Here is a 20750-nt window from a genome sequence, read left to right on the forward strand (position 1 = left end):
GACGAAGGAGGACGCCGGGTGTCGACGCAGACGACCGCACACATCGCCGCGGGGCAGCCCGAGCAGCCCGAGCAGCCCGAGCAGCCCGAGCAGCCAGAGCGGCGCGACCCGCTCGACGTGCAGCTCGACGCGCTCGTCGCCGACCTGCGGCTGGACGAGAAGGTCTCGCTCGTCGTCGGCGCCTCGATGTGGGCCACCACACCGGTCGAGCGCATCGGTCTGGACCGCGTGCTCATGACTGACGGCCCGGTCGGCGTGCGCGACCCGGAGGCCCGCGACAGCTCCGCGATGCTGCCCGCACCGTCCGCGCTGTCGGCCACCTGGGACGTCGTCCTCGCCCGCCGCGTCGGCGCGCTGTTCGCCGCCGAGGCCCGCCGCCACGACGTCGACATGGTGCTCGCCCCGCAGGTGAACCTGCAGCGCACCCCGGTGGGCGGCCGGCACTTCGAGTGCTACTCCGAGGACCCGCACCTGACCGCGGAGATCGCCGTCGCGCTCGTCGTCGCCGCGCAGCAGCGGGGCGTGGGGATGTGCGTGAAGCACTACGTGGCCAACGACTCGGAGACGGACCGCACCCGCTACCTCGCGCGCGTCGACGAGCGCACGCTGCGCGAGGCGTACCTCGCGCCGTTCGAGCGGCTCGTGCGGGCCGGTGCCTGGAGCGTCATGGGCGCCTACAGCGGCATCGACGGCGGCGGGGCCACGGCGCCCGCGCTGGAGCACCGCCCCCTGCTCACCGGCGTCCTCAAGGACGAGTGGGGGTTCGACGGACTCGTCGTGAGCGACTGGGTCGCCACCGGGTCCGTGGCCGCGGCCGTCCGCGGCGGCCTCGACCTGCAGATGCCCGGGCCGGACGGGCCCTGGGGCGACGGCCTGCTCGCCGCGGTCCACGCCGACGTGGTCGCCGAGTCCGAGCTCGACGACAAGGTCCGCCGCCTGCTGCGCCTCGCGCACCGCGTCGGGCGGCTGCGCCTGCCGGACGACGGCACCACCGCCGGAACCCGCGTCGACACCCCGCGCACTGCGGAGGACTCCTCGGCGCTGCTGCGCGAGCTCGTCGCCCGCTCGACCGTGGTGCTCAAGGACGACGCCGGCCTGGTCCCGTTCGCCGCCGCCCCGCTGCGCGTCGCGCTGCTCGGCGCGCACGCCGTCGAGCCGTTCTTCCAGGGCGGCGGCTCGTCGTTCGTCGTGCCCGACCGCCTCTCGTACCCGGCCGACGCGCTCCGCGAGACGCTGCTCGCGGGCTCGGTCGTCGACGTCGTCGCGGGTTCCCGCGTGCTGCGCAACCCGCCGGAGCTCGACCTGACGCGCTGCACCGACCCCGTGACCGGTGAGCCGGGGCTGCGCGTCGAGCTGCTCGACGCCGATGGCCGGGTGCGCCGTGCACGGACCCGCACCTCCTGGGACGGCTGGGCGCACGACGTCGGGCCCCACGACGTCACGCTGCGTCTGCGCGCCCGTGTGCGCCTCGACGAGCCGGGCACCCACGAGCTGGGGGTCGGCACCGTGGGCGTGCACCGGGTGACGGTCGACGGGCGCCTCGTCTCCGCGGGCGACGTCGTCGCCCGCGAGGACGTCATCCTCGCCTCCGGCCACAACCACCCGATCGCCGCCACCACCCTCGTGGAGGGCGCTGTGGAGGGCGCTGTCGAGGGCGTGCTGCTCGAGGCGGACCTGCAGGTGGTGCACCCGGTCGGGTACGACCGGTTCGTGCGCGGCCTGCTCGTGCACCGGCTGCCCGGGCCGTCGGCCGACGACGAGCTGGCCGTCGCCGCCGCGGCCGCGAGCGCCGCGGACGTGGCCGTCGTCGTCGTGGGCACCACGCACGAGGTGGAGTCCGAGGGATTCGACCGCACCGGCCTCGCGCTGCCCGGCAACCAGGACGAGCTGGTGCGCCGCGTGCTCGCGGCGAACCCGCGCACCGTCGTGGTCGTCAACGCCGGCGCCCCGGTGGTGCTGCCCTGGTACGACGACGCCCCCGCCGTGCTGTGGGGCTGGCTGCCCGGGCAGGAGGCGGGCACGGCGCTCGCCGACGTGCTCACCGGCGCCACCGAGCCCTCCGGGCGGCTGCCCTGGACCCTGCCCGCCCGCGAGGCGGACGTGCCGGTGCCCCACGCGGTCCCGGCGGACGGTGTCGTGGACTACGCCGAGGGCCTCGACGTCGGGTACCGGGCGTGGGAGCGCCCGGGCGCGCCGGCCCCGGCCGCGCCCTTCGGGCACGGGCTGGGCTGGACCACCTGGGAGTACGAGGGGGCGACGCTGACGGGCGCCCCCGAGGGCGCCAGGCAGGACGTCGAGCTGCGGGTCACCGTGCGTAACACGGGCCCGCGCCCGGGGCGCGAGGTGGTGCAGGTGTACGTCGAGCCGGGCGCGGAGGTGGCCGCGGCGGACCCCGCGCGACCCGTCCGCTGGCTCGGGGGCTTCGCCGTCGCGGACGCCGCGCCGGGCGAGACGGTGACCGCGACCGTGCGCGTCCCGGCGCGTGCGCTGGAGACGTGGGACGTCGCGGCCGGCGCCTGGACCACCCCGCCGGGCGCGTACCGGCTGCGCGCGGGCCGCTCCGTGCGGGACCTGCGGCTCGACGTCGAGCTCGTGCGCCGGACCGAGATCTGAATCCAGAACACCCCAGCCCCGTCGCAGAAGTCGGGGCACGTGCAAGGAGGCACACCGTGAGAATCCGCAAGCTCAGCACGGCTGTCGCGGGCGCGGCGGTCGTCGCACTGCTGGCCACCGCCTGCGGCCCAGGCGGCAGCACCGGCGACGGCGACCCCTCCGCCGCCGCCGGCGTCGGGACCGAGACCCTGACGGTCGGCATGCCGAACGGCGTGCAGACCGAGAACCAGTCGCCGTTCGCCACGGGCTCGTCCGCCCTGTCGCTCGGCTACGCGTTCGTCATCTACGAGCCCCTCATGATGCGCAACCAGGCCCGGCCGTCCGAGGACCCGGAGCCGTGGCTGGCCGAGAGCATCACCTGGAACGAGGACTTCACCCAGGCCGTCATCACGCCCCGCCCGGGCGTCACCTGGTCCGACGGGGAGGAGTTCACCGCGGACGACGTCGCGTTCTCCGTGCAGCTCCGCATCGACAACGAGGGCCTCAACGCGGCCGCGCTGCCGTACGACGAGGTCACCACCGACGGCAGCACCGTGACCGTGTCGTTCACGGCCCCGCAGTTCGTCAACCAGGCCAAGCTGTACGACCTGCTCATGGTGCCCGAGCACCTGTGGTCAGGCGTCGAGGACCCGACGACGTTCACCAACACCGAGCCGGTGGGCACCGGCCCGTACACGCTCGAGTCGTGGACGCCGCAGGCCGCCACCGTCGTCGCCCGCGACGACTACTGGGGCGGCCAGCCGCAGGTCCCCGAGATCCGGTACTCGTCGTACAACGACAACAACGCGCTGACCACGGCCCTGACCACCGGCGAGGCGCAGTGGGGCTGGACGTTCATCGCCGACTACGAGAACGTCTACATCTCCGCGGACCCGGACCACCACCACCAGTACGCCGCGGCCGGCCTCGGCATCGACGCCCTGTACGTCAACAACGAGACCAAGCCGTTCGACGACGTCGCGTTCCGCCGGGCGCTCAACATGGTGATCGACCGCCAGGAGCTCGTCGACATCGCCACCTCGGGCGTGAACCCGCCGCTGACCAACGCCACCGGTCTGCCGCTGCCCGCGGGCCAGGAGTTCCTCTCGGCCGCCTACGCGGACGCGGAACTCGCGGTCGACGTCGCGGGGGCCAAGGCCCTCCTGACGGACGCGGGGTACACGTGGTCCGGCGAGGCCCTCGTGGACCCCGACGGCGAGAAGGTGACGTTCGAGCTCACGAACCCCGCGGGCTGGAACGACTACCTCACCGCGCTCGACCTCATCAAGAACGCGGCGAGCCGGCTCGGCGCCGAGGCCACCGTCCAGCCCGCCAACGCGGACGGCTGGTTCGCCGACATCATCCCGCCCGGGAACTTCCAGGCGTCCCTGCACTGGACCGACGGTGGCGCGACGCCGTGGGACCTGTACGCCGACATCATGGACGGCGCGCAGTACAAGAAGCTGGGCGAGCCGGCCACGTGGAACTTCGGCCGCTTCCAGGACGACACCGCGACGACGGCGCTCGCCGACTACGCCGCCGCGACGGACGACGCCACGCGGCAGGCCGCGATGGACACGATCCAGAAGGTGTTCGTCGAGCAGGTCCCGGCGATCCCGATCTGGTCGCGTCCCGCCACGGCGCAGTACTCGTCGAAGCACTACGTCGGGTGGCCCAGCGAGGACGACCCGTACAACCAGCCGCAGCCCACCGGGGTGCAGGCCGCCCAGATCGTCATGAACCTGGAGCCCGCGTCCTGATGAGCACGTACGCCGGAACCCCCGAGGCGCCTGCGGGCGCCTCGGGGGCTCCCCCCAGCGACGGACCCGAGCCGCCCGTCCTCGAGGCGGTCGGCCTGACGAAGCACTACCCCGTGCACGGCGGCGGCGCCCGCGGCCAGCGCCGCAGCGCCGTCGTGCACGCCGTCGACGGCGTGGACCTGAGCCTGCACCGCGGCAAGGTCGTCGCCCTCGTCGGCGAGTCCGGCTCGGGCAAGTCCACCATCGCGCGGCTGCTCGCCCAGCTCCAGCCGCTGACGGCCGGGCGGCTGCTGCTGCGCGGCGACGACGCCCGCACCCGCGGCCGGCGGGCGTTCCGGCGGTACGTCGGCAAGGTCCAGATGATCTTCCAGGACCCGTTCGGGTCGCTGAACCCGGTGCACCCGGTGCGCTACACGCTCACCCGGGCCGTGCGGATCCACCAGGGCCGCCTGCGGGGCCAGGAGCTGGAGGACGCCCTGGCCGCGCTGCTCGAGCGGGTGCACCTCACCCCGGTCGAGCGGTACGTCGACAAGTACCCGCACGAGCTCTCGGGCGGGCAGCGGCAGCGTGTCGCCATCGCGCGGGCGCTCGCCGCGGACCCCGAGGTGCTGCTCGCGGACGAGCCGATCTCCATGCTCGACGTGTCGATCCGGCTCGGCATCCTCAACCTGCTCGCCGACCTGCGCGACCGCCTCCACCTCGCGATCCTCTACATCACCCACGACATCGCGTCAGCCCGCTACTTCGCCGACACGACGCTCGTCATGTACGCCGGACGGGTGGTGGAGTCGGGCGACAGCGAGTCCGTGACGCAACGGCCCCGGCACCCGTACACGCGGCTGCTCGTGTCGTCCGCGCCCGACCCCGACGCCCTCGCCGAGCGGGCGGCCGCCCCGCCGAAGGGCGAGCCGCCGAGCCTCGTCAGCCCGCCTGCGGGCTGCCGGTTCCACCCGCGCTGCCCGTTCGCCACTGACCTGTGCCGCACCGAGGTGCCGCCCCTGCTCGACGTCGGCCGCGGGCCGGGCGGCGAGCCGCTGCGGGCCGCCTGCTGGGGCTGGTCCGACCGCGACGGCGCGCCCCAGGTCCCCGCCGACGAGGGGAGGGAGGCATGAGCTTCTTCCTGCGCCGCGCGGTGTTCTACGTGTTCACCGCCTGGGCGGCCATCACCCTGAACTTCGTCATCCCGCGCCTGCTGCCCGGCGACCCGGTCACCGCCCTCATCGGCCGGATGCAGGGCCGGATCGACTCGGGCGCCGAGCAGTCCCTGCGCGTCCTGTTCGGGCTGGACCAGGACATGTCGCTCTGGCAGCAGTACGTGGAGTACTGGCGCCTGCTGCTGCACGGCGACCTCGGCCTGAGCTTCACGCACTTCCCGACGCCGGTGTCCGACATCGTCGCGCAGGCGCTGCCCTGGACAGTCGGCCTGGTCGGGATCTCCACGGTCGTCGCGTTCCTGCTGGGCACGGCCGTGGGCACCGGCATCGGCTGGCGCCGCGGCACCTGGGCCGACTCGCTGCTGCCGATCACCACGTTCTTCTCGGCGGTGCCGTACTTCTGGCTCGGCCTCATCGCCATCGCCGTGTTCGCGGTCAACCTCGGCTGGTTCCCGTCCAGCGGCAGCTACGACCGCGGCATGGTGCCGACCCTGAGCTGGGAGTTCGTGGGGTCGGTCGTGTACTACGGCACCCTGCCGGCGCTGACCGTCGTGATCTCGTCGGTGTCCGGCTGGGTGCTCGGGATGCGCAACATGATGGTCACCGTCTCCAGCGAGGACTACGTCACCGTCGCGCACGCCAAGGGGCTGTCGTCCCGGGCCGTCGTCGTCGGCTACGCCGCCCGCAACGCGATCCTGCCGCAGGTCTCCAGCTTCACGCTGGCGCTCGGGTTCGTCGTCGGGGGCACGCTCGTGATGGAGATGGTCTTCAGCTATCAGGGCATCGGCTACACGCTCTTCGAGGCCGTCACGACGCACGACTACCCGCTGATGCAGGGCTGCTTCCTGGTGATCACGCTGTCCGTGCTCGTGGCCAACCTCGTCGCGGACTTCGCGTACGCGGCGCTCGACCCCCGTACCCGGCAGGAGGGCTGACATGGCCACCGGCACCACCTCGATCGAGGTCGCGGCGCCCACAGGGGTCGACGATCCCGGACCGGGGGTCGCGCGCCCCGGACGCCGCCCGCGGCTGATGTTCCTGCGCAACCCGAAGGCGCTCGTCGGCATCGCGATCCTCGCCGTGTTCGCCGTCCTCGCGGTCCTCGGCCCGTGGATCGCCCCCTATGACCCCAACCAGGTCAGCCGCGACCTGCTCCAGGCGCCGTCCGGCGCCCACTGGCTCGGCACCGACCACACGGGCCGCGACATCCTGTCGCAGCTCATCGTCGGCACCCGGGGCGTGCTCGTGGTGGGCCTCGTCGCGGGGGTCGCCGCCACCGCGCTCGGCGTGGTCGTCGGCGTCACCGCCGGGTTCGTCGGCGGGGCCGGCGACGAGACGTTGTCCGCGGTGTCCAACGTGTTCCTCGTCATCCCGCAGCTCCCGCTGATCATCATCATCGCGGCGCAGCTGCCGAGCGCGGGCGGCATCACGGTGGCCCTCGTCATCGGCGTCACCGGCTGGGCGTGGGGCGCGCGCGTGCTGCGCGCGCAGACGCTGTCCCTGCGCCGGCGGGACTTCGTGGAGGCGGCCCGCGCCACAGGAGAGCGCACCTGGCGGATCGTGCTGGCCGAGGTGCTGCCCAACCTCACGGCGATCATCGCCGCCGGCTTCGTCGGCACCGTGATCTTCGCCGTCCTGAGCCAGGTGACGCTCGCGTTCATCGGCATCACGCCGGTGAGCGAGTGGAACTGGGGGACCATCCTGTTCTGGGCGCAGAACAACCTGGCGCTACAGCGCGGCGCCTGGTGGTGGTTCGTGCCCGCCGGGCTCTGCATCGCGCTGCTGGGCATGGCGCTGACCCTGATCAACTTCGGCATCGACGAGCTGGTGAACCCGCGTCTGCGCAGCACCGGCATGCACGCGCGCACCCTGCGCCGCCGCGGCATCCGCCCGCGCGTCGGGTTCACGCCGGTGGTGCGGGCCGGGCGGCCCGCCGTCGAGACCAGCGAGGAGGAGCGATGACGGGTCCCGTGCTGGAGATCCGCGACCTGCGCGTGGACTACGGGTTCGGCGACGACCCCACCCACGTGCTGCGCGGGGTGGACCTGACCCTGCACCGCGGCGAGGTGCTGGGCCTGGCGGGGGAGTCGGGGTGCGGCAAGTCGACCCTCGCCTACGCGGCCACCCGGCTGCTGCCGCCGCCGGGCCTCATCACCGGCGGCGAGGTGTGGCTCACGGACCGCGAGGGGAACCGCAACGACATCCTCGGCCTCACCGACGCCCAGCTGCGGGCCGCCCGCTGGCGCGACGTCGCCATCGTCTTCCAGGGCGCCATGAGCTCGCTCAACCCGGTGTTCCGGATCGGGCGCCAGCTCACCGACGGGATCCGGGCGCACCGGCCGGGTCTGTCGGCGCGGGACCTCGAGGCACGGGCGGCCGAGCTGCTCGAGATGGTCGGCATCTCGGCCGACCGGCTGCGGGCGTACCCGCACCAGCTCTCGGGCGGCATGCGCCAGCGCGTCATGATCGCGATGGCGCTCGCGCTCGAGCCTCAGGTGCTGCTCATGGACGAGCCGACGACGGCGCTCGACGTCGTCATGCAGCGCCAGATCCTCGAGCAGATCATGGAGCTGCGTGACCGGCTCGGGTTCTCCGTGGTGCTCATCACGCATGACGTGTCGCTGCTCGTGGAGGTCGCCGACCGCATCGCGATCATGTACGCGGGGGAGATCGTCGAGGAGGCCACGGCGGCGGACGTCTACCGCCGCCCGCGGCACCCGTACGCGCACGGGCTTCTCGGCTCTTTCCCGCCGCTGCACGGGCCCCGGCGGGAGCTCGCCGGCATCCCCGGCTCGCCGCCGGACCTCCAGCGGCTCGCGGCCGGCTGCCCCTTCGCACCCCGCTGCCCGCACGCGATGGACGTGTGCCAGCAGGTGCGGCCGGTCCTGGGCCCGCCGCGCACGGGCGAGGCGCGTCGCGTCGCGTGCCACCTGCACGGCGCGGACCTGCCGGGCGACGTCGCGTTCCCGGCGGAGCTGGCACGCTGAGGTCCCCACGCTCTGCGTACGGATCCCCCACATGGAGTCGGTAGCGTGACCCCGTGCTCGCCGACACCCGCCCGCTGCCGTCGTCACTCCCGGACCCGGGGGAGACGGGCGTCGGCGCGCCGATCCTGCCGGTCGGCGGCTGGCGGGACGTGGTGACGCCGCAGCCACGGACCGCGCCCCGGGTGGTGGCGGGCGTCGTCGCGGTGCTCGCCGCCGTGTCCGTGTGGCTGACCTGGCGCTTCTTCGTGGACACCGCCGCCGGTCAGTCGTTCGACGAGCTCGCCTTCGCCGGCGCGTCGTTCGGCCAGGGCCGGCTGTGGCGCGTCGCGGAGCCGGTGCTCGACATCGTCTCGGTGGCGTTCGTCGTGGCCGGGGTGGGTGCGGCCGTGCTGTTCGCCGTCATGCGCCGCCGGTGGGTGCTCGCGCTGCAGGTCGCGGTGCTGGTGGGGGGCGCGAACGTCACCACGCAGGTGCTCAAGCACTCCGTGCTGGCGCGCCCCGACCTCATCGAGGGCTGGAACGGCCCGAACACGCTGCCGAGCGGTCACACGACGGTCGCGGCGTCGGTCTCGGTGGCGCTGCTCCTCGCGACGCCGCGCGCCTGGCGTCCGGTCGTGGCCGTGCTCGGCGTGGCCTACGCCGGAATGACGGGCGTCTCGACGCTCGTGGGGCAGTGGCACCGGCCGTCCGACGTCGTGGCGGCGCTGCTCGTGGTCCTGGCCTTCGGGGCCGCGGTCTGCGCCTTCACCCCGGCGTCGTCGCTCGACGTGCCCCGCCGCGAGGGCGCCTCCCTCTCGGCGCCGGCCTCGTACGTGACCGGCGGGCTGCTGCTGCTGGTGTCCGTCGCCGGCGGGGTGTTCTCGACGACGGCGATGCTCGGGCTGGTCCGGGGCGCGGACGTGATCCCGTCCGCCCCCGACCTCACGGCCTACGCCGCCGGCTCGCTCGGGGTGCTGTCCGTGACGGGGGCCGTGTTCGCCGTCCTGCTCGTGCTGCGCCAGCTCACCGCGCGCCCGGCCGCCCCCGCTCGGTAGAGTTCCGCCGGCTGCCGGGCGCGGGTCATGTCGCGTGGCATGTCGTACCGTGACATGACCGGTCCACCGGACGCCTCCCGCACATGGAAAGCAGGAACGGATGCCCCACGCACGAAAGCTCGTGATCGTCGAGTCGCCGACGAAGGCTCGCAAGATCCAGGGCTACCTCGGCGACGAGTACGTGGTCGAGGCGAGCGTCGGGCACATCCGCGACCTGCCGCAGCCCTCCGAGCTGCCCGTCGACATGAAGAAGGGGCCGTACGGCCGGTTCGCGGTCGACGTCGACCACGGCTTCGACCCCTACTACGAGGTCTACGCGGACAAGAAGGCCAAGGTCCGCGAGCTGAAGAAGGCGCTCAAGGAGTCCGACGAGCTCTACCTCGCCACGGACGAGGACCGCGAGGGCGAGGCCATCGCGTGGCACCTCATCCAGGAGCTCAAGCCCAAGGTCCCGGTCAAGCGGATGGTGTTCCACGAGATCACCCGCGAGGCCATCCACCGGGCGCTGGAGAACACCCGTGAGCTCGACGGCGACCTCGTTGACGCGCAGGAGACCCGCCGCATCCTCGACCGCCTCTACGGGTACGAGGTCTCGCCCGTGCTGTGGCGCAAGATCCGCCAGGGGCTCTCGGCCGGGCGGGTGCAGTCCGTCGCGACGCGGCTGGTCGTGGAGCGGGAGCGCGAGCGCATGGCGTTCGTCGCCGCCGACTACTGGGACGTGTCGGGGTCGTTCGCGCCCACGACGGGCGACGACGCGGGCCAGGCGTTCAAGGCGCGCCTGTCCGGTCTCGGCGCGGAGCGCGTGGCCTCGGGCCGTGACTTCGACGACCTCGGCCGCCTGAAGGTGCGCACCGGCGTGGCGCACCTGGACGAGGCCGCGGCGCGCGCCGTCGTCGCCGGGCTCGCGGACGCGGACTTCGCCGTCCGCTCGCTCGAGACCAAGCCGTACTCCCGCAAGCCCGCCGCGCCGTTCACCACCTCCACGATGCAGCAGGAGGCCGGTCGCAAGCTGCGCATGAGCTCGCGGCAGGCGATGCGCACCGCGCAGGCGCTGTACGAGAACGGCTACATCACCTACATGCGTACCGACTCGCCGTCGCTGTCCACGGAGGCCACCGACGCCGCCCGCCGGCAGGCCGCCGAGCTGTACGGCCCCGAGTACGTGCCGGGCGCCCCGCGCCTGTACGCGTCCAAGAACAAGGGGGCGCAGGAGGCGCACGAGGCGATCCGCCCCGCGGGTGACGCGTTCCGCACCCCGGCGCAGGTGGCCCGCGAAATCTCCGGGGACCAGTTCCGCCTGTACGAGCTCATCTGGAAGCGCACGGTCGCCTCGCAGATGGCGGACGCCAAGGGGTCGACGGCGTCGGTGCGGCTCGCCGCGCGCCTGACCGACGCCGCCGGCGACCTGGCCGGGCGCGACGCCGTGTTCTCGGCGTCCGGCACGGTCATCACGTTCCGCGGCTTCCTCGCCGCGTACGAGGAGGGCACCGACGTGACGGAGGACGGCGCGAGCCCGCCGTCGTCGCCGCGGGAGACCCGCCTGCCGCGGATGGCCGAGGGCGACGCCCTGGACGGCACGGACCTGTCGGCCGAGGGGCACGCGACGACGCCGCCGGCCCGCTACACCGAGGCGTCGCTCGTCAAGGCGCTCGAGGAGCTCGGCATCGGGCGGCCCTCGACGTACGCCGCGACCATCTCGACCATCCAGGACCGCGGGTACGTGCGCACCAAGGGGCAGGCGCTGGTGCCCACGTGGCTCGCGTTCGCCGTGGTGAAGCTGCTCGAGGAGCAGTTCCGCTGGCTGGTGGACTACGACTTCACGGCCGAGATGGAGGCCGACCTCGACCAGATCGCGGCGGGCGACCGCGACCGCGTCGCGTGGCTGACGCGGTTCTACTTCGGCGACGGCACCGGCGACGCGACCGGCTGGGGCCTGCGTGACATCGTGCAGAACCTCGGCGAGATCGACCCGGTGGCGATCAACTCGATCGAGATCGGCGAGGGCATCCGCGTGCGCGTGGGGCGCTACGGTCCGTACGTCGAGGACCTCGCGGCGGAGGTGGCTCAGGGGCAGAACCCGCCCCGCGCCTCGATCCCGGAGGACGTCGCGCCTGACGAGCTCACCGTCGCGGCCGCGCGCGAGCTGCTCGCCGCCGGCGCGGACGACGGCCGGGTGCTGGGCCGCGACCCGGAGTCCGGGAACGAGATCATCGCGAAGGCCGGCCGGTACGGCCCGTACGTCACCGAGGTGCTCGACCTGCCGGAGATCGACCCGAGCCTGTCGGCGGCGGCGCAGAAGAAGGCGAAGGCCGCCCAGCCCAAGCCGCGCACGGGGTCGCTGCTCAAGTCGATGGCGCTGGACACGGTGACGCTCGACGACGCCCTGAAGATCCTGTCGCTGCCGCGCGTCGTCGGCACGGACCCCGAGTCGGGGGAGCCGATCACCGCGCAGAACGGCCGCTACGGCCCGTACCTCAAGAAGGGCACGGACTCGCGCACCATCGCGTCGGAGGAGCAGCTCTTCAGCATCACGCTCGACGAGGCGCTGAAGATCTACGCCGAGCCGAAGCGCGGGCGCGGTGCGCGTGCGGCGACCCCGCCGCTGCGCGAGCTCGGCGAAGACCCCACCAGCGGCAAGCCGATCGTGGTCAAGGACGGGCGGTTCGGCGCCTACGTCACCGACGGCGAGACGAACCGGACGCTGCCGCGCGACGTGACGCCCGAGTCCATCACCGCGGAGCGCGCCGTCGAGCTGCTCGCCGAGAAGCGGGCGGCCGGGCCGGCCAAGAAGCGCCGCACGACGTCGACCGCGAAGAAGCCCGCGGCCAAGAAGCCGGCGGCGAAGAAGCCCACGACCAAGAAGTAGGGCCGGGGGGGTCAGTCGCGGTCGACGAGGTACGTGTGCCCGTCCGACCGGGTGACGCGCTGCAGCCGCTGGTGCAGGGCGGCCTCCTTGGCGAGGTCGGCCTCGCTCGGCGGCCGCGGCGCGTCGCGCTTGATCGAGGCCGGGCCGAAGACGTGCAGCAGGCTCTCGGTGGCGCGCATGCCCCAGGTCCGGTCGTCGTCCTTGCGTCGCGCCACGGGAGCTCCTCGGTCGGGCCGTTGCTTGGTGCACCAACCATAACCTGCGTACCCTGGGCGGATGGACCTGCTCGCCGACCCGCTGCGTCTCGAGGCGCAGGTCTGCTTCTCCCTCTCGGCGGCCGCCCGAGCGATGGTGTCGCTGTACCGCCCGGTGCTGGAGCCGCTCGGCCTGACCCACCCCCAGTACCTCGTGATGCTGGGCCTGTGGCAGGACGACAGGGCGGGGCGCGTCACGACCGTCACCGCGCTGGCCGGCGACCTGCTGCTCGACCCCGGCACACTCTCGCCCCTGCTCACGCGGCTCCAGACCCAGGGGCTCCTGGACCGCCGGCGGGCGACGGCGGACGGCCGCGTCGTCGAGCTGCACCTGACCGACGCGGGGCGCCGGCTGCGCGCCAAGGCCGAGAGGGTGCCCGCCGCCGTCGTGGCCGCGAGCGGCCTGACCCTCGAGGAGCTGGAGCGGGCCCGGCTCACCGCCGAACGCGTGATCGCGGCGGCCCACCCCCGCCCGGCCCCCACCCCCGACGCTGCTCCCGCCCCCGACGCTGCTCCCGCCCCATCGCTGTGAGCGGGCGTTTGGCCCCCTCGGGGGGCCGTCACCGGGCCATTTGAGCGCTCACAACGGACGAGGGGGGTGGCGGGTACGGTTGCGCGCATGAGCGACGCCACCCCCACCGCCTTCGCCCCCCGCCTCTCCGCCGCGGACCTCGCCGGCACCGTGCCGAGCCTCACCGACGCCCCGCCCGTGCGCTGGGGCATCCTCGGCGCCGGCTGGATCGCGGAGTCGTTCACCGACGGCATGCACGAGCACACGGCCTCGCGCGTCGTCGCGGTCGGGTCGCGCGACGTCGCCAAGGCGCAGTACTTCGCGGACGCCCACGCGCCGGGGGCGCGGGCGCACGGCTCCTACGCGGACCTGGTCGCCGACGACGAGGTCGACGTCGTCTACGTCGCGACGCCGCACTCGCACCACCTGGAGCACGCGCTCCTCGCGATCCGGGCCGGCAAGCACGTGCTCGTGGAGAAGGCCTTCACGCGCAACGAGGCCGAGGCGCGCGAGGTGCTGGCCGCCGCCGCCGAGGCCGGCGTCTTCGTCATGGAGGCCATGTGGACGCGGTTCCTGCCGCACGTGGCGGCGCTGCGCGGCGTCATCGCCCGCGGCGAGATCGGTGAGGTCGTCAACGTCAGCGCCGACCACGGTCAGCTCTTCGCCTACGACCCCGCGCACCGGCTGTACGCGCCCGAGCTCGCGGGCGGCGCGCTGCTCGACCTCGGGGTGTACCCGCTGTCGTTCGCGTACGACCTGCTCGGCCTGCCCGAGTCGGTCACCGCGGTCGGCTCGCTGACCGAGTCCGGCGTCGACGGGCAGATCAGCATCGTCCTCGGCTACGCCGGCGGGGCCCAGGCCACGCTGTCCACCACGCTCTGGTCGCGCACCGCCACCACCGCGGTCATCTCGGGCACGAAGGGTCGCATCGAGGTGGACGGCGCGTTCTACGGGCCCACGTCGTTCCGCGTCGTGCGCAACGACGGCGAGCGCTGGACGTACGACGGCTTCCGCGGCGAGGGCAAGCAGTACGAGGCCGCCGAGGTCGCCCGGCAGGTCGCCGCGGGCCGCACCGAGAGCCCGCGCCAGACGTGGCAGGACACGCTCGAGGTCATGGGCCTGCTCGACGAGGTGCGCCGCCAGGTGGGCGTCGCCTACCCCGGCGAGTGACCGGCAGGGCGCCGGCGGCTTCGCGTCAGCGAACCAGCCGGCGCCCGCTGACCTCGGTCGGGGTGATCCGCACCCACCGGTTCTTGCCGTCCGCGAGGAAGCTGTGCAGGCCGGTGGCCTCTGCGGCCGCCAGGTCGGCGTCGTGCTCGAGGATCTCGGCGATGCCCTTGAGGACCACGCTGTACGCGACCTCGGCGCCCCACTGGTCGGCCTCGAACGCCACCTTCGAGTTCACCGCGAGCTCGACGAGCTTCGAGCCGGGCCGGGTGCGCAGGTAGATCTGGCGGTCCGCCACCGCGAAGCTGACGGGGAAGATCTCCGCCTCCCCGCCGGCCGCCGTCGCGAGCCGGCCGATCGGCTGGAGGTCCAGGAACTCCCAGCACTCGTCCGTGGTGAGCTCGGTGGTGGCGGGGCCGTGGTGATCTGTCGGTGCTGGCTGGTCGGACACGGTGCCTCCAAGGGTGCGGCGTGTCCTCCCATCGTGCCCCCGACCGGTGCGAAGCGCCTACGCCACGGGTGTGGAGGTGGTCACGGTTAGTGTGTCCGCGTGAGCAACGCATCCGGGTACTTCGTCTCGTTCGAGGGTGGCGACGGCGTCGGCAAGTCGACGCACGTGCGCCTGCTCGGGCGGTGGCTCGGCGAGGTCACGGGGCGCGAGGTCGTGACCACGCGCGAGCCGGGCGGCACCGCCCTCGGGGCGCAGCTGCGGCAGGCCGTGCTGCACGGGGAAGACATGGACCCGCGCGCGGAGGCGCTGCTGTACGCCGCCGACCGCGCCCACCACGTCGCCACGGTGGTCCGCCCGGCGCTGGAGCGCGGCGCGGTCGTCGTCACGGACCGGTACCTCGACTCGTCGGTCGCCTACCAGTCGGGGGGGCGCGAGCTCTCGGAGGACGAGGTGGAGGGCCTGTCCTTGTGGGCGACGGAGGGCCTGCTGCCGGACGTGACGGTGCTGCTCGACCTCGACCCCGAGGTCGCGGCACGGCGCCTGTCGGGGGCGCCCGACCGGCTCGAGCGCGCCGGCTCCGACTTCCACGAGCGCACCCGCGACGTGTTCCTGCGCCGCGCCGCCGCGGACCCGGGGCGCTGGCTGATCGTCGACGCGTCGCCGTCGATCGACGACATCCAGGCGCAGATCCGGGTGGACCTCGCCGCCCGGCTGGACCTGACGCCCGTGGTCGACGAGGCCGTGCGGTCCGCGGGCGAGGTGCAGGCATGAGCGTCTGGGACGACGTCGTCGGCCAGCCGGACGCCGTCGCGACCCTGCGCCGGGCCGCGACCGACCCGGCCGCGATGACGCACGCCTGGCTCGTCACCGGCCCGCCCGGGTCGGGGCGGTCCGTCGCCGCGCGGGCGTTCGCCGCCGCGCTGCAGTGCACCGGCTCCGGCGGCGTGACCGGCGGGTGCGGCCGGTGCCTGGCGTGCACCACGACGCTCGCCGGCACGCACCCCGACCTCACGGTCGTGGCGACGGACAAGGTGGTCATCGCGATCGAGGAGGTGCGGAGCCTCATCATGACGGCCGCGCGCACGCCGTCGACGGGCCGGTACCGCGTGATCGTCGTCGAGGACGCCGACCGCATGGCCGAGCGCACCACGAACGTGCTGCTCAAGGCGATCGAGGAGCCGCCGCCGCACACGGTGTGGGTGCTGTGCGCGCCGAGCGCCCAGGACGTGCTGCCCACGATCCGGTCCCGCTGCCGCGGCGTCGTGCTGCGCGTGCCGCCCGCGCCGGACGTGGCCGACCTGCTGGTGCGGCGCGACGGCATCGACGCGGACGTGGCGCTCGCCGCCGCCCGTGCGGCGCAGTCGCACGTGGGGCTGGCCCGCCGTCTCGCGCGCGACCCGGAGGCGCGCGAGCGCCGCGGCGCGGTGCTGGAGATCGCGCAGCGCATCCGCGGCGTGGGGGACGCCGTGCTCGCCGCGGGCGAGCTGGTGGAGGTGTCGAAGGCCGAGGCGACGTCCGCGACGGCCGAGCGGGACGCCGTCGAGCGGGCCGAGCTCATGCGCGGCCTCGGGGTGCAGGAGGGGGACACGCTGCCGCCCCGCCTGCGCTCGCAGGTCAAGCAGCTCGAGGACGACCAGAAGCGTCGCGCGACCCGCCGCCAGCGCGACGTGCTCGACCGTTCCATGGTCGACCTGCTCTCGCTGTACCGCGACGTCCTCGTGGTCCAGCTCGGCGCCACCGTGGACCTGGTCAACGTCGAGCACGCGGCGGCCGTGCGTACCCTGGCCGCGGACTCGACACCCGAGCAGACCATCCGCCGGATGGACGCGATCGGCGTCGCGCGGGAGCGGCTGGAGGGCAACGTGGCGCCGCTGCTCGCCGTGGAGGCGATGACGGTCGCGCTGCGTCCGCAGGGCTGAAACCGTTCGCCACGCGGGCGATAGTTGCCTGATCACCCCGCTTTGCCCTGAGATGGACCCCGGACGGTGGCCCACCGGGGCGCCAACGGACGAAATGGGGTGTGGACGTGCGGATCCTGCTGCTCGTCTCGGCGTTCAACGGACTGACGCAGCGCGTGTGGAGCCGATTGGGGGAGCTCGGGCACGACGTCGGGGTGGAGCTAGCGCCGACGTTCGGCTCGCCCGAGGAGCTGACGGCGGCCGTGGAGAAGATCGACCCGGACCTGATCCTCGCGCCCTTCCTCAAGCACCGCGTGCCGCGGGAGGTCTGGGACCGCTGGACGACCGTGGTCGTGCACCCGGGCCCGGTGGGGGACCGCGGGCCGTCGTCGTTGGACCACGCGATCCTGGACGGCCGGGACCGGTGGGGCGTGACCGCGCTGTCGACGGTCGAGGAGATGGACGCGGGCCCCGTGTGGGCGACGGCGACGTTCGCGATGCCGGCACCGCCGGTGGCCAAGAGCGCCCTGTACAACGGGCCGGTGGCCGACGCGGCGATGGCGTGCGTCGAGGAGGTGCTCCGCAAGGTCGAGGCCGGCGAGGAGCCCACCGCGGCGGACGACCTCCCGCGCGAGGTGCCGGGCACCGGTGAGCTGCCGCTGCTGCGTCGCACCGCGTTCGAGCTCGACTGGTCGCGCCCGGCCACGGAGCTTGCGCGGGTGGTCGCGGCCGCCGACGGTGCGCCCGGCGCGCCCGCCACCGTCGCGGGCCGGCGCTACTGCCTGTTCGACGCCGCGGTCGAGGCGGAGGACGTGCCGGGCGCGGAGCCGGGCACCGTCGTCGGGCACGACGGCGACGCCGTCGCGCTGGCGACCGGCCGGGGCACGCTCTGGGTGACGTACGCCGCGACGCTCGCGGAGCGCCGCGGCACCAAGCTGCCGGCCGCGTGGGTGCTCGACGGGCACGACGCGCCGTACCGCGAGGCGCCGGCCGAGCTCGCGGAGTCCACCTACACCCGTGACGGGGACGTCGGCTACCTCACCCTCCGGTCGTACAGCGGCGCGATGCACACGGCGCAGTGCCACCGGCTCACGACCGCCGTCGAGAAGGCCCTCACCGAGAACACGCGGGTGCTGGTGGTGCGGGGCACGGAGCACGCGTTCTCCAACGGCATCCACCTCGGCGCGATCGAGGCGGCCGCCGACCCGGCTGCGGAGGCGTGGGCGAACATCCAGGCGATCGACGACCTGTGCGAGGCCATCGCCCGGGCCGACCAGCTCACCGTCGCGGCGTTCACCGCGAGCGCGGGTGCGGGCGGCGTCATGACGGGGCTGTGCGCCGACGTCGTGCTCGCGCGTGACGGGGTGGTGCTCAACCCGTACTACGACATGGGGATCTTCGGTTCCGAGCTGCACACCTGGACGGTCGCCGCCCGGCTGGGGGAGAAGGGGGCCGACCGCCTCCTCGACGCCAAGCTGCCCGTGTCGGCGGCGGGCGCGCTGGAGCTGGGGCTGGTCGACGCCGTGGGACCGCGCGACGCCGCCGCGTTCGACGCGTGGCTCGCCGAGCGGGCGAACCATCTGGCCTCGCCCGCCGGGTACGCCGAGGCCGCCGCGGCGGCGTCCACCAGGGTGCCGGAGCGGCCCCTGTCGTACCACCGCACGATCGAGCTCGCAGAGATGGCGCGCGACCTCTTCGACGACCGGCGCGGCTTCGCCGCCCAGCGGCGCGACTTCCTGCGCAAGGCCGCGCCGGCGGCGACCCCGGCGAACCTGAGGTTCGCGTGACCGGGCGGCGAGCCGGGCGGGTGGTGCGTCATGATCGGGGGGTGAGTCGACTCCGCGCCGCCGCTCCCGCCGTCCTGCTCGCCCTGCTCGCCGCCGGGTGCGCGACCTCCGAGCCCGGTGGGTCGGACGCGACGTCGTCCGCCGAGACGTCCGCCGCGCCGTCGCCGACCGCGGCGACGCCCAGCGCCTCGCCGAGCAGCTCGCCCAGCATCGAGGAGGACCCGCCCGTGCCGACCGACCCGGAACCTGGAGAGCCCTACCGCGGCCTGCCGGACGGCGTGGAGGGGACCATGAGCTCACCCGCCGGGGCGGGCTGGTCGGCCGAGCCCGGCCTGCTGTACGTCGTGACCTTCGGCTCCAGCTCGTGCCCGCGCGTCGCGGCGGGGGAGGCCGTGTGGGACGACGCGGGGGAGGCCGTCGTCGTGACGGTCCAGGACCCGCCCGCGGACGCCATCTGCACGATGGACTACTCGCCGACGACGAGCTTCACCGCCGTGCCCGACGACGTCGAGGAGGGCGCCCCGGTGATGGTGCGGCTCGGCGACGACGGCGAGGTCGAGGTGCAGCCCCGGTCCCAGGACGGTGCGAACGGTCCCGTGGCCTGGCTGGGCTCGTGACCTGGGCGTCGCCGCGCGCGACGGAGGTCGCGCACCCAGGTGGGACCGGTAGGTTGGGCGAGTGATTCTCGACGCGCGCCGCTCGCCCGCCCGCTGCACGCCTGACCGCCGCTCCACCGCCCTCCGCACGCCCGTCGTGGTGCTCGTCGCGGGCGCCCTGCTGGTCCTGGCCGGGTGCACGACGCCCGCCAAGGAGCAGGCCCCCGTGGTGGGGTCCACCACGGGCCCGGCCGCCGAGCAGGCGCCCGAGGGCTTCGAGGCGTACTACGGGCAGACGCTCGAGTGGACGGAGTGCGAGGACGGGCTGCAGTGCGCGACGGCGTCCGCGCCCCTGTCGTGGCAGGACGCCGAGGCGGGGACCATCGAGCTGAACCTCGTGCGGAACACCGCGAACGCCCAGGATCCGAGCGCGCGCATCGGGTCGCTGCTGGTCAACCCCGGTGGCCCGGGGGCGTCCGGGGCGGAGTTCGTGCGCAGCGACGCGGCGAGCGACGGCGCGCTGTTCGGGGAGCGGCTGCAGGACGCGTTCGACATCGTCGGCTTCGACCCGCGCGGGGTGCAGGACTCCACCGCGGTCGAGTGCCTCGACGACAAGGGCAAGGACGAGTTCCTCACGCAGTCCTTCGGCACCACCGACGACGAGCTCGCCGCGAAGGCGGACGCCTACCGCGAGTGGGGCGAGGCGTGCGCCAAGAACACCGGCGACCTCCTGGGCCACGTGGACACGCAGAGCGCTGCGCGGGACATCGACATGCTGCGCGCCGTCCTCGGCGACGACACCCTGAACTACCTCGGCTACTCCTACGGCACCCAGCTCGGCGCCACGTACGCCGGGCTGTTCCCCGAGCGCGCGGGCCGGCTGGTGCTCGACGGCGCGATCGACACGACGCTCTCGGCCGACGACATCTCCAAGGGGCAGGCGGTCGGCTTCGAGAACGCCCTGCGTGCGTTCGTGGAGGACTGCCAGGCCGGGACCGAGTGCCCGCTCGTGGGGACCGTGGACGACGGCATGCGCCAGGTGCGGGCCGTCCTCGACGAGGCGTACGAGCGGCCCTACCCGACGACAGGCTCCGACCGGGAGGTCACCCAGAACCTCGCGTTCTACGGCGTGGCGCGCACCCTGTACAGCCAGGGCGACTGGTCGTTCCTCGCGCAGGCGCTCACCGAGGTGATCGACGACGGCACGGGGGACCTGCTCCTGACGGCCGCGGACAGCTACAACGACCGCAACCTCGACGGCACGTTCTCCACGAACTCGTCCGAGGCGTTCTCCTCCATCGGGTGCCTCGACGACCGCGGCACGAGCAACCTCGACCAGATGCGGGAGGAAGCCGCCGCGATCGAGGAGGCCGCCCCCACGATGGGCACCTTCTTCGCGTACGGGGGCCTCACGTGCGCCGAGTGGCCGTACCCCGAGGTCGAGCAAGAGTTCGACCTGCAGGCCAAGGGCGCGCCGCCCATCGTGGTCATCGGCACCACCAACGACCCCGCCACCCCGTACGTGTGGGCCGAGGGCCTGGCCGACACGCTCGACTCGGGCGTGCTCGTCACCTACGAGGGCGAGGGCCACACGGCGTACTCGCCGTCGCGGTCATGCGTCGCGGACGTCGTGGAGTCCTACCTGGTGGACGGCAAGGTGCCGGACGACGGCGTGACCTGCTGACCGTCCCGT

Annotated in this window: 17 protein-coding genes; 15 read left to right on the top strand and 2 right to left on the bottom strand. The window is 74.0% G+C overall.

Features of this window, described 5'->3' with window-relative positions; translation table 11 throughout:
* Positions 1-18 precede the first annotated feature (18 nt).
* The 8 genes from LEP48_RS02250 (at position 19) to topA (ending at position 12393) form a co-directional block, all read left to right on the top strand.
* Entirely contained in the window at positions 19-2613 is a 2595-nt protein-coding gene (locus LEP48_RS02250) for a beta-d-glucosidase (protein ID WP_308009953.1), read from the top strand.
* Positions 2614-2669: 56 nt separating this feature from the next.
* Entirely contained in the window at positions 2670-4352 is a 1683-nt protein-coding gene (locus tag LEP48_RS02255) for an ABC transporter substrate-binding protein (RefSeq protein ID WP_225563882.1), read from the top strand.
* Complete coding sequence (locus LEP48_RS02260) at positions 4352-5464, top strand: ABC transporter ATP-binding protein (RefSeq protein WP_225563883.1); 1113 nt, start codon at positions 4352-4354, stop codon at positions 5462-5464. Before LEP48_RS02255 ends, LEP48_RS02260 begins: the two co-directional genes overlap by 1 nt.
* A complete protein-coding gene (locus tag LEP48_RS02265; protein ID WP_225563884.1) occupies positions 5461-6441 on the top strand; it encodes an ABC transporter permease in 981 nt (326 codons plus the stop codon). The genes LEP48_RS02260 and LEP48_RS02265 overlap by 4 nt, the downstream gene beginning before the upstream one ends.
* Before the next feature lie 97 nt (positions 6442-6538).
* Positions 6539-7468 (top strand): ABC transporter permease, encoded by a 930-nt coding sequence (locus tag LEP48_RS02270; RefSeq protein ID WP_225564104.1) that lies wholly within the window; start codon positions 6539-6541, stop codon positions 7466-7468.
* A complete protein-coding gene (locus LEP48_RS02275) occupies positions 7465-8493 on the top strand; it encodes an ABC transporter ATP-binding protein (protein WP_225563885.1) in 1029 nt (342 codons plus the stop codon). The genes LEP48_RS02270 and LEP48_RS02275 overlap by 4 nt, the downstream gene beginning before the upstream one ends.
* 53 nt (positions 8494-8546) lie before the next feature.
* The gene (locus LEP48_RS02280; RefSeq protein WP_225563886.1) at positions 8547-9527 is read left to right on the top strand and encodes a phosphatase PAP2 family protein; all 981 of its coding nucleotides are present in this window, start codon (positions 8547-8549) and stop codon (positions 9525-9527) included.
* Between the two features lie 100 nt (positions 9528-9627).
* Positions 9628-12393, top strand: coding sequence for a type I DNA topoisomerase (gene topA / locus LEP48_RS02285; RefSeq protein WP_225563888.1), 2766 nt, complete (start codon positions 9628-9630; stop codon positions 12391-12393).
* An 11-nt stretch (positions 12394-12404) separates the two neighbouring features.
* On the opposite strand, the gene LEP48_RS02290 is transcribed toward topA, so the two are convergent.
* Positions 12405-12608, bottom strand: coding sequence for a hypothetical protein (locus tag LEP48_RS02290; RefSeq protein WP_225563889.1), 204 nt, complete (start codon positions 12606-12608; stop codon positions 12405-12407).
* A gap of 61 nt (positions 12609-12669) precedes the next feature.
* Here LEP48_RS02290 and LEP48_RS02295 point away from each other — a divergent pair, with 61 nt between their 5' ends.
* On the top strand, positions 12670-13179 hold the full coding sequence (locus tag LEP48_RS02295) for a MarR family winged helix-turn-helix transcriptional regulator (RefSeq protein ID WP_225563890.1): 510 nt from the start codon (positions 12670-12672) through the stop codon (positions 13177-13179).
* Positions 13180-13266: 87 nt separating this feature from the next.
* Positions 13267-14328, top strand: coding sequence for a Gfo/Idh/MocA family protein (locus LEP48_RS02300; protein WP_225563891.1), 1062 nt, complete (start codon positions 13267-13269; stop codon positions 14326-14328).
* 25 nt (positions 14329-14353) lie between these two features.
* Here LEP48_RS02300 and LEP48_RS02305 read toward each other — a convergent pair whose 3' ends face one another.
* Positions 14354-14776 carry a pyridoxamine 5'-phosphate oxidase family protein gene (locus LEP48_RS02305; protein WP_225563892.1) on the bottom strand — a complete coding sequence of 141 codons (423 nt, stop codon included), beginning with the start codon at positions 14774-14776 and terminating at the stop codon, positions 14354-14356.
* A 99-nt stretch (positions 14777-14875) separates the two neighbouring features.
* Here LEP48_RS02305 and tmk point away from each other — a divergent pair, with 99 nt between their 5' ends.
* From tmk to LEP48_RS02330, 5 genes are all read left to right on the top strand, one after another.
* Entirely contained in the window at positions 14876-15547 is a 672-nt protein-coding gene (gene tmk / locus LEP48_RS02310; protein ID WP_225563893.1) for a dTMP kinase, read from the top strand.
* A complete protein-coding gene (locus LEP48_RS02315) occupies positions 15544-16695 on the top strand; it encodes a DNA polymerase III subunit delta' (RefSeq protein ID WP_225563894.1) in 1152 nt (383 codons plus the stop codon). The genes tmk and LEP48_RS02315 overlap by 4 nt, the downstream gene beginning before the upstream one ends.
* Before the next feature lie 101 nt (positions 16696-16796).
* Positions 16797-18461, top strand: a complete 1665-nt coding sequence (locus LEP48_RS02320; protein ID WP_225563895.1) for an enoyl-CoA hydratase-related protein — start codon at positions 16797-16799, stop codon at positions 18459-18461.
* A 41-nt stretch (positions 18462-18502) separates the two neighbouring features.
* Positions 18503-19078, top strand: coding sequence for a hypothetical protein (locus LEP48_RS02325; protein ID WP_225563897.1), 576 nt, complete (start codon positions 18503-18505; stop codon positions 19076-19078).
* A gap of 61 nt (positions 19079-19139) precedes the next feature.
* The gene (locus tag LEP48_RS02330; protein WP_225563898.1) at positions 19140-20741 is read left to right on the top strand and encodes an alpha/beta hydrolase; all 1602 of its coding nucleotides are present in this window, start codon (positions 19140-19142) and stop codon (positions 20739-20741) included.
* Positions 20742-20750 lie beyond the last annotated feature (9 nt).

The sequence above is a fragment of the Isoptericola luteus genome (assembly GCF_020297055.1).
GTDB lineage: Bacteria > Actinomycetota > Actinomycetes > Actinomycetales > Cellulomonadaceae > Isoptericola > Isoptericola luteus.

What these genes read in the sequence shown, in the direction of transcription:
- LEP48_RS02315 (WP_225563894.1), top strand. Translation starts at nt 15,544, where the DNA reads ATGAGCGTCTGGGACGACGTCGTCGGCCAGCCGGACGCCGTCGCGACC.
- LEP48_RS02300 (WP_225563891.1), top strand. Translation starts at nt 13,267, where the DNA reads ATGAGCGACGCCACCCCCACCGCCTTCGCCCCCCGCCTCTCCGCCGCG.
- LEP48_RS02260 (WP_225563883.1), top strand. Translation starts at nt 4,352, where the DNA reads ATGAGCACGTACGCCGGAACCCCCGAGGCGCCTGCGGGCGCCTCGGGG.
- LEP48_RS02275 (WP_225563885.1), top strand. Translation starts at nt 7,465, where the DNA reads ATGACGGGTCCCGTGCTGGAGATCCGCGACCTGCGCGTGGACTACGGG.
- LEP48_RS02270 (WP_225564104.1), top strand. Translation starts at nt 6,539, where the DNA reads ATGTTCCTGCGCAACCCGAAGGCGCTCGTCGGCATCGCGATCCTCGCC.
- LEP48_RS02265 (WP_225563884.1), top strand. Translation starts at nt 5,461, where the DNA reads ATGAGCTTCTTCCTGCGCCGCGCGGTGTTCTACGTGTTCACCGCCTGG.
- LEP48_RS02295 (WP_225563890.1), top strand. Translation starts at nt 12,670, where the DNA reads ATGGACCTGCTCGCCGACCCGCTGCGTCTCGAGGCGCAGGTCTGCTTC.
- topA (WP_225563888.1), top strand. Translation starts at nt 9,628, where the DNA reads ATGCCCCACGCACGAAAGCTCGTGATCGTCGAGTCGCCGACGAAGGCT.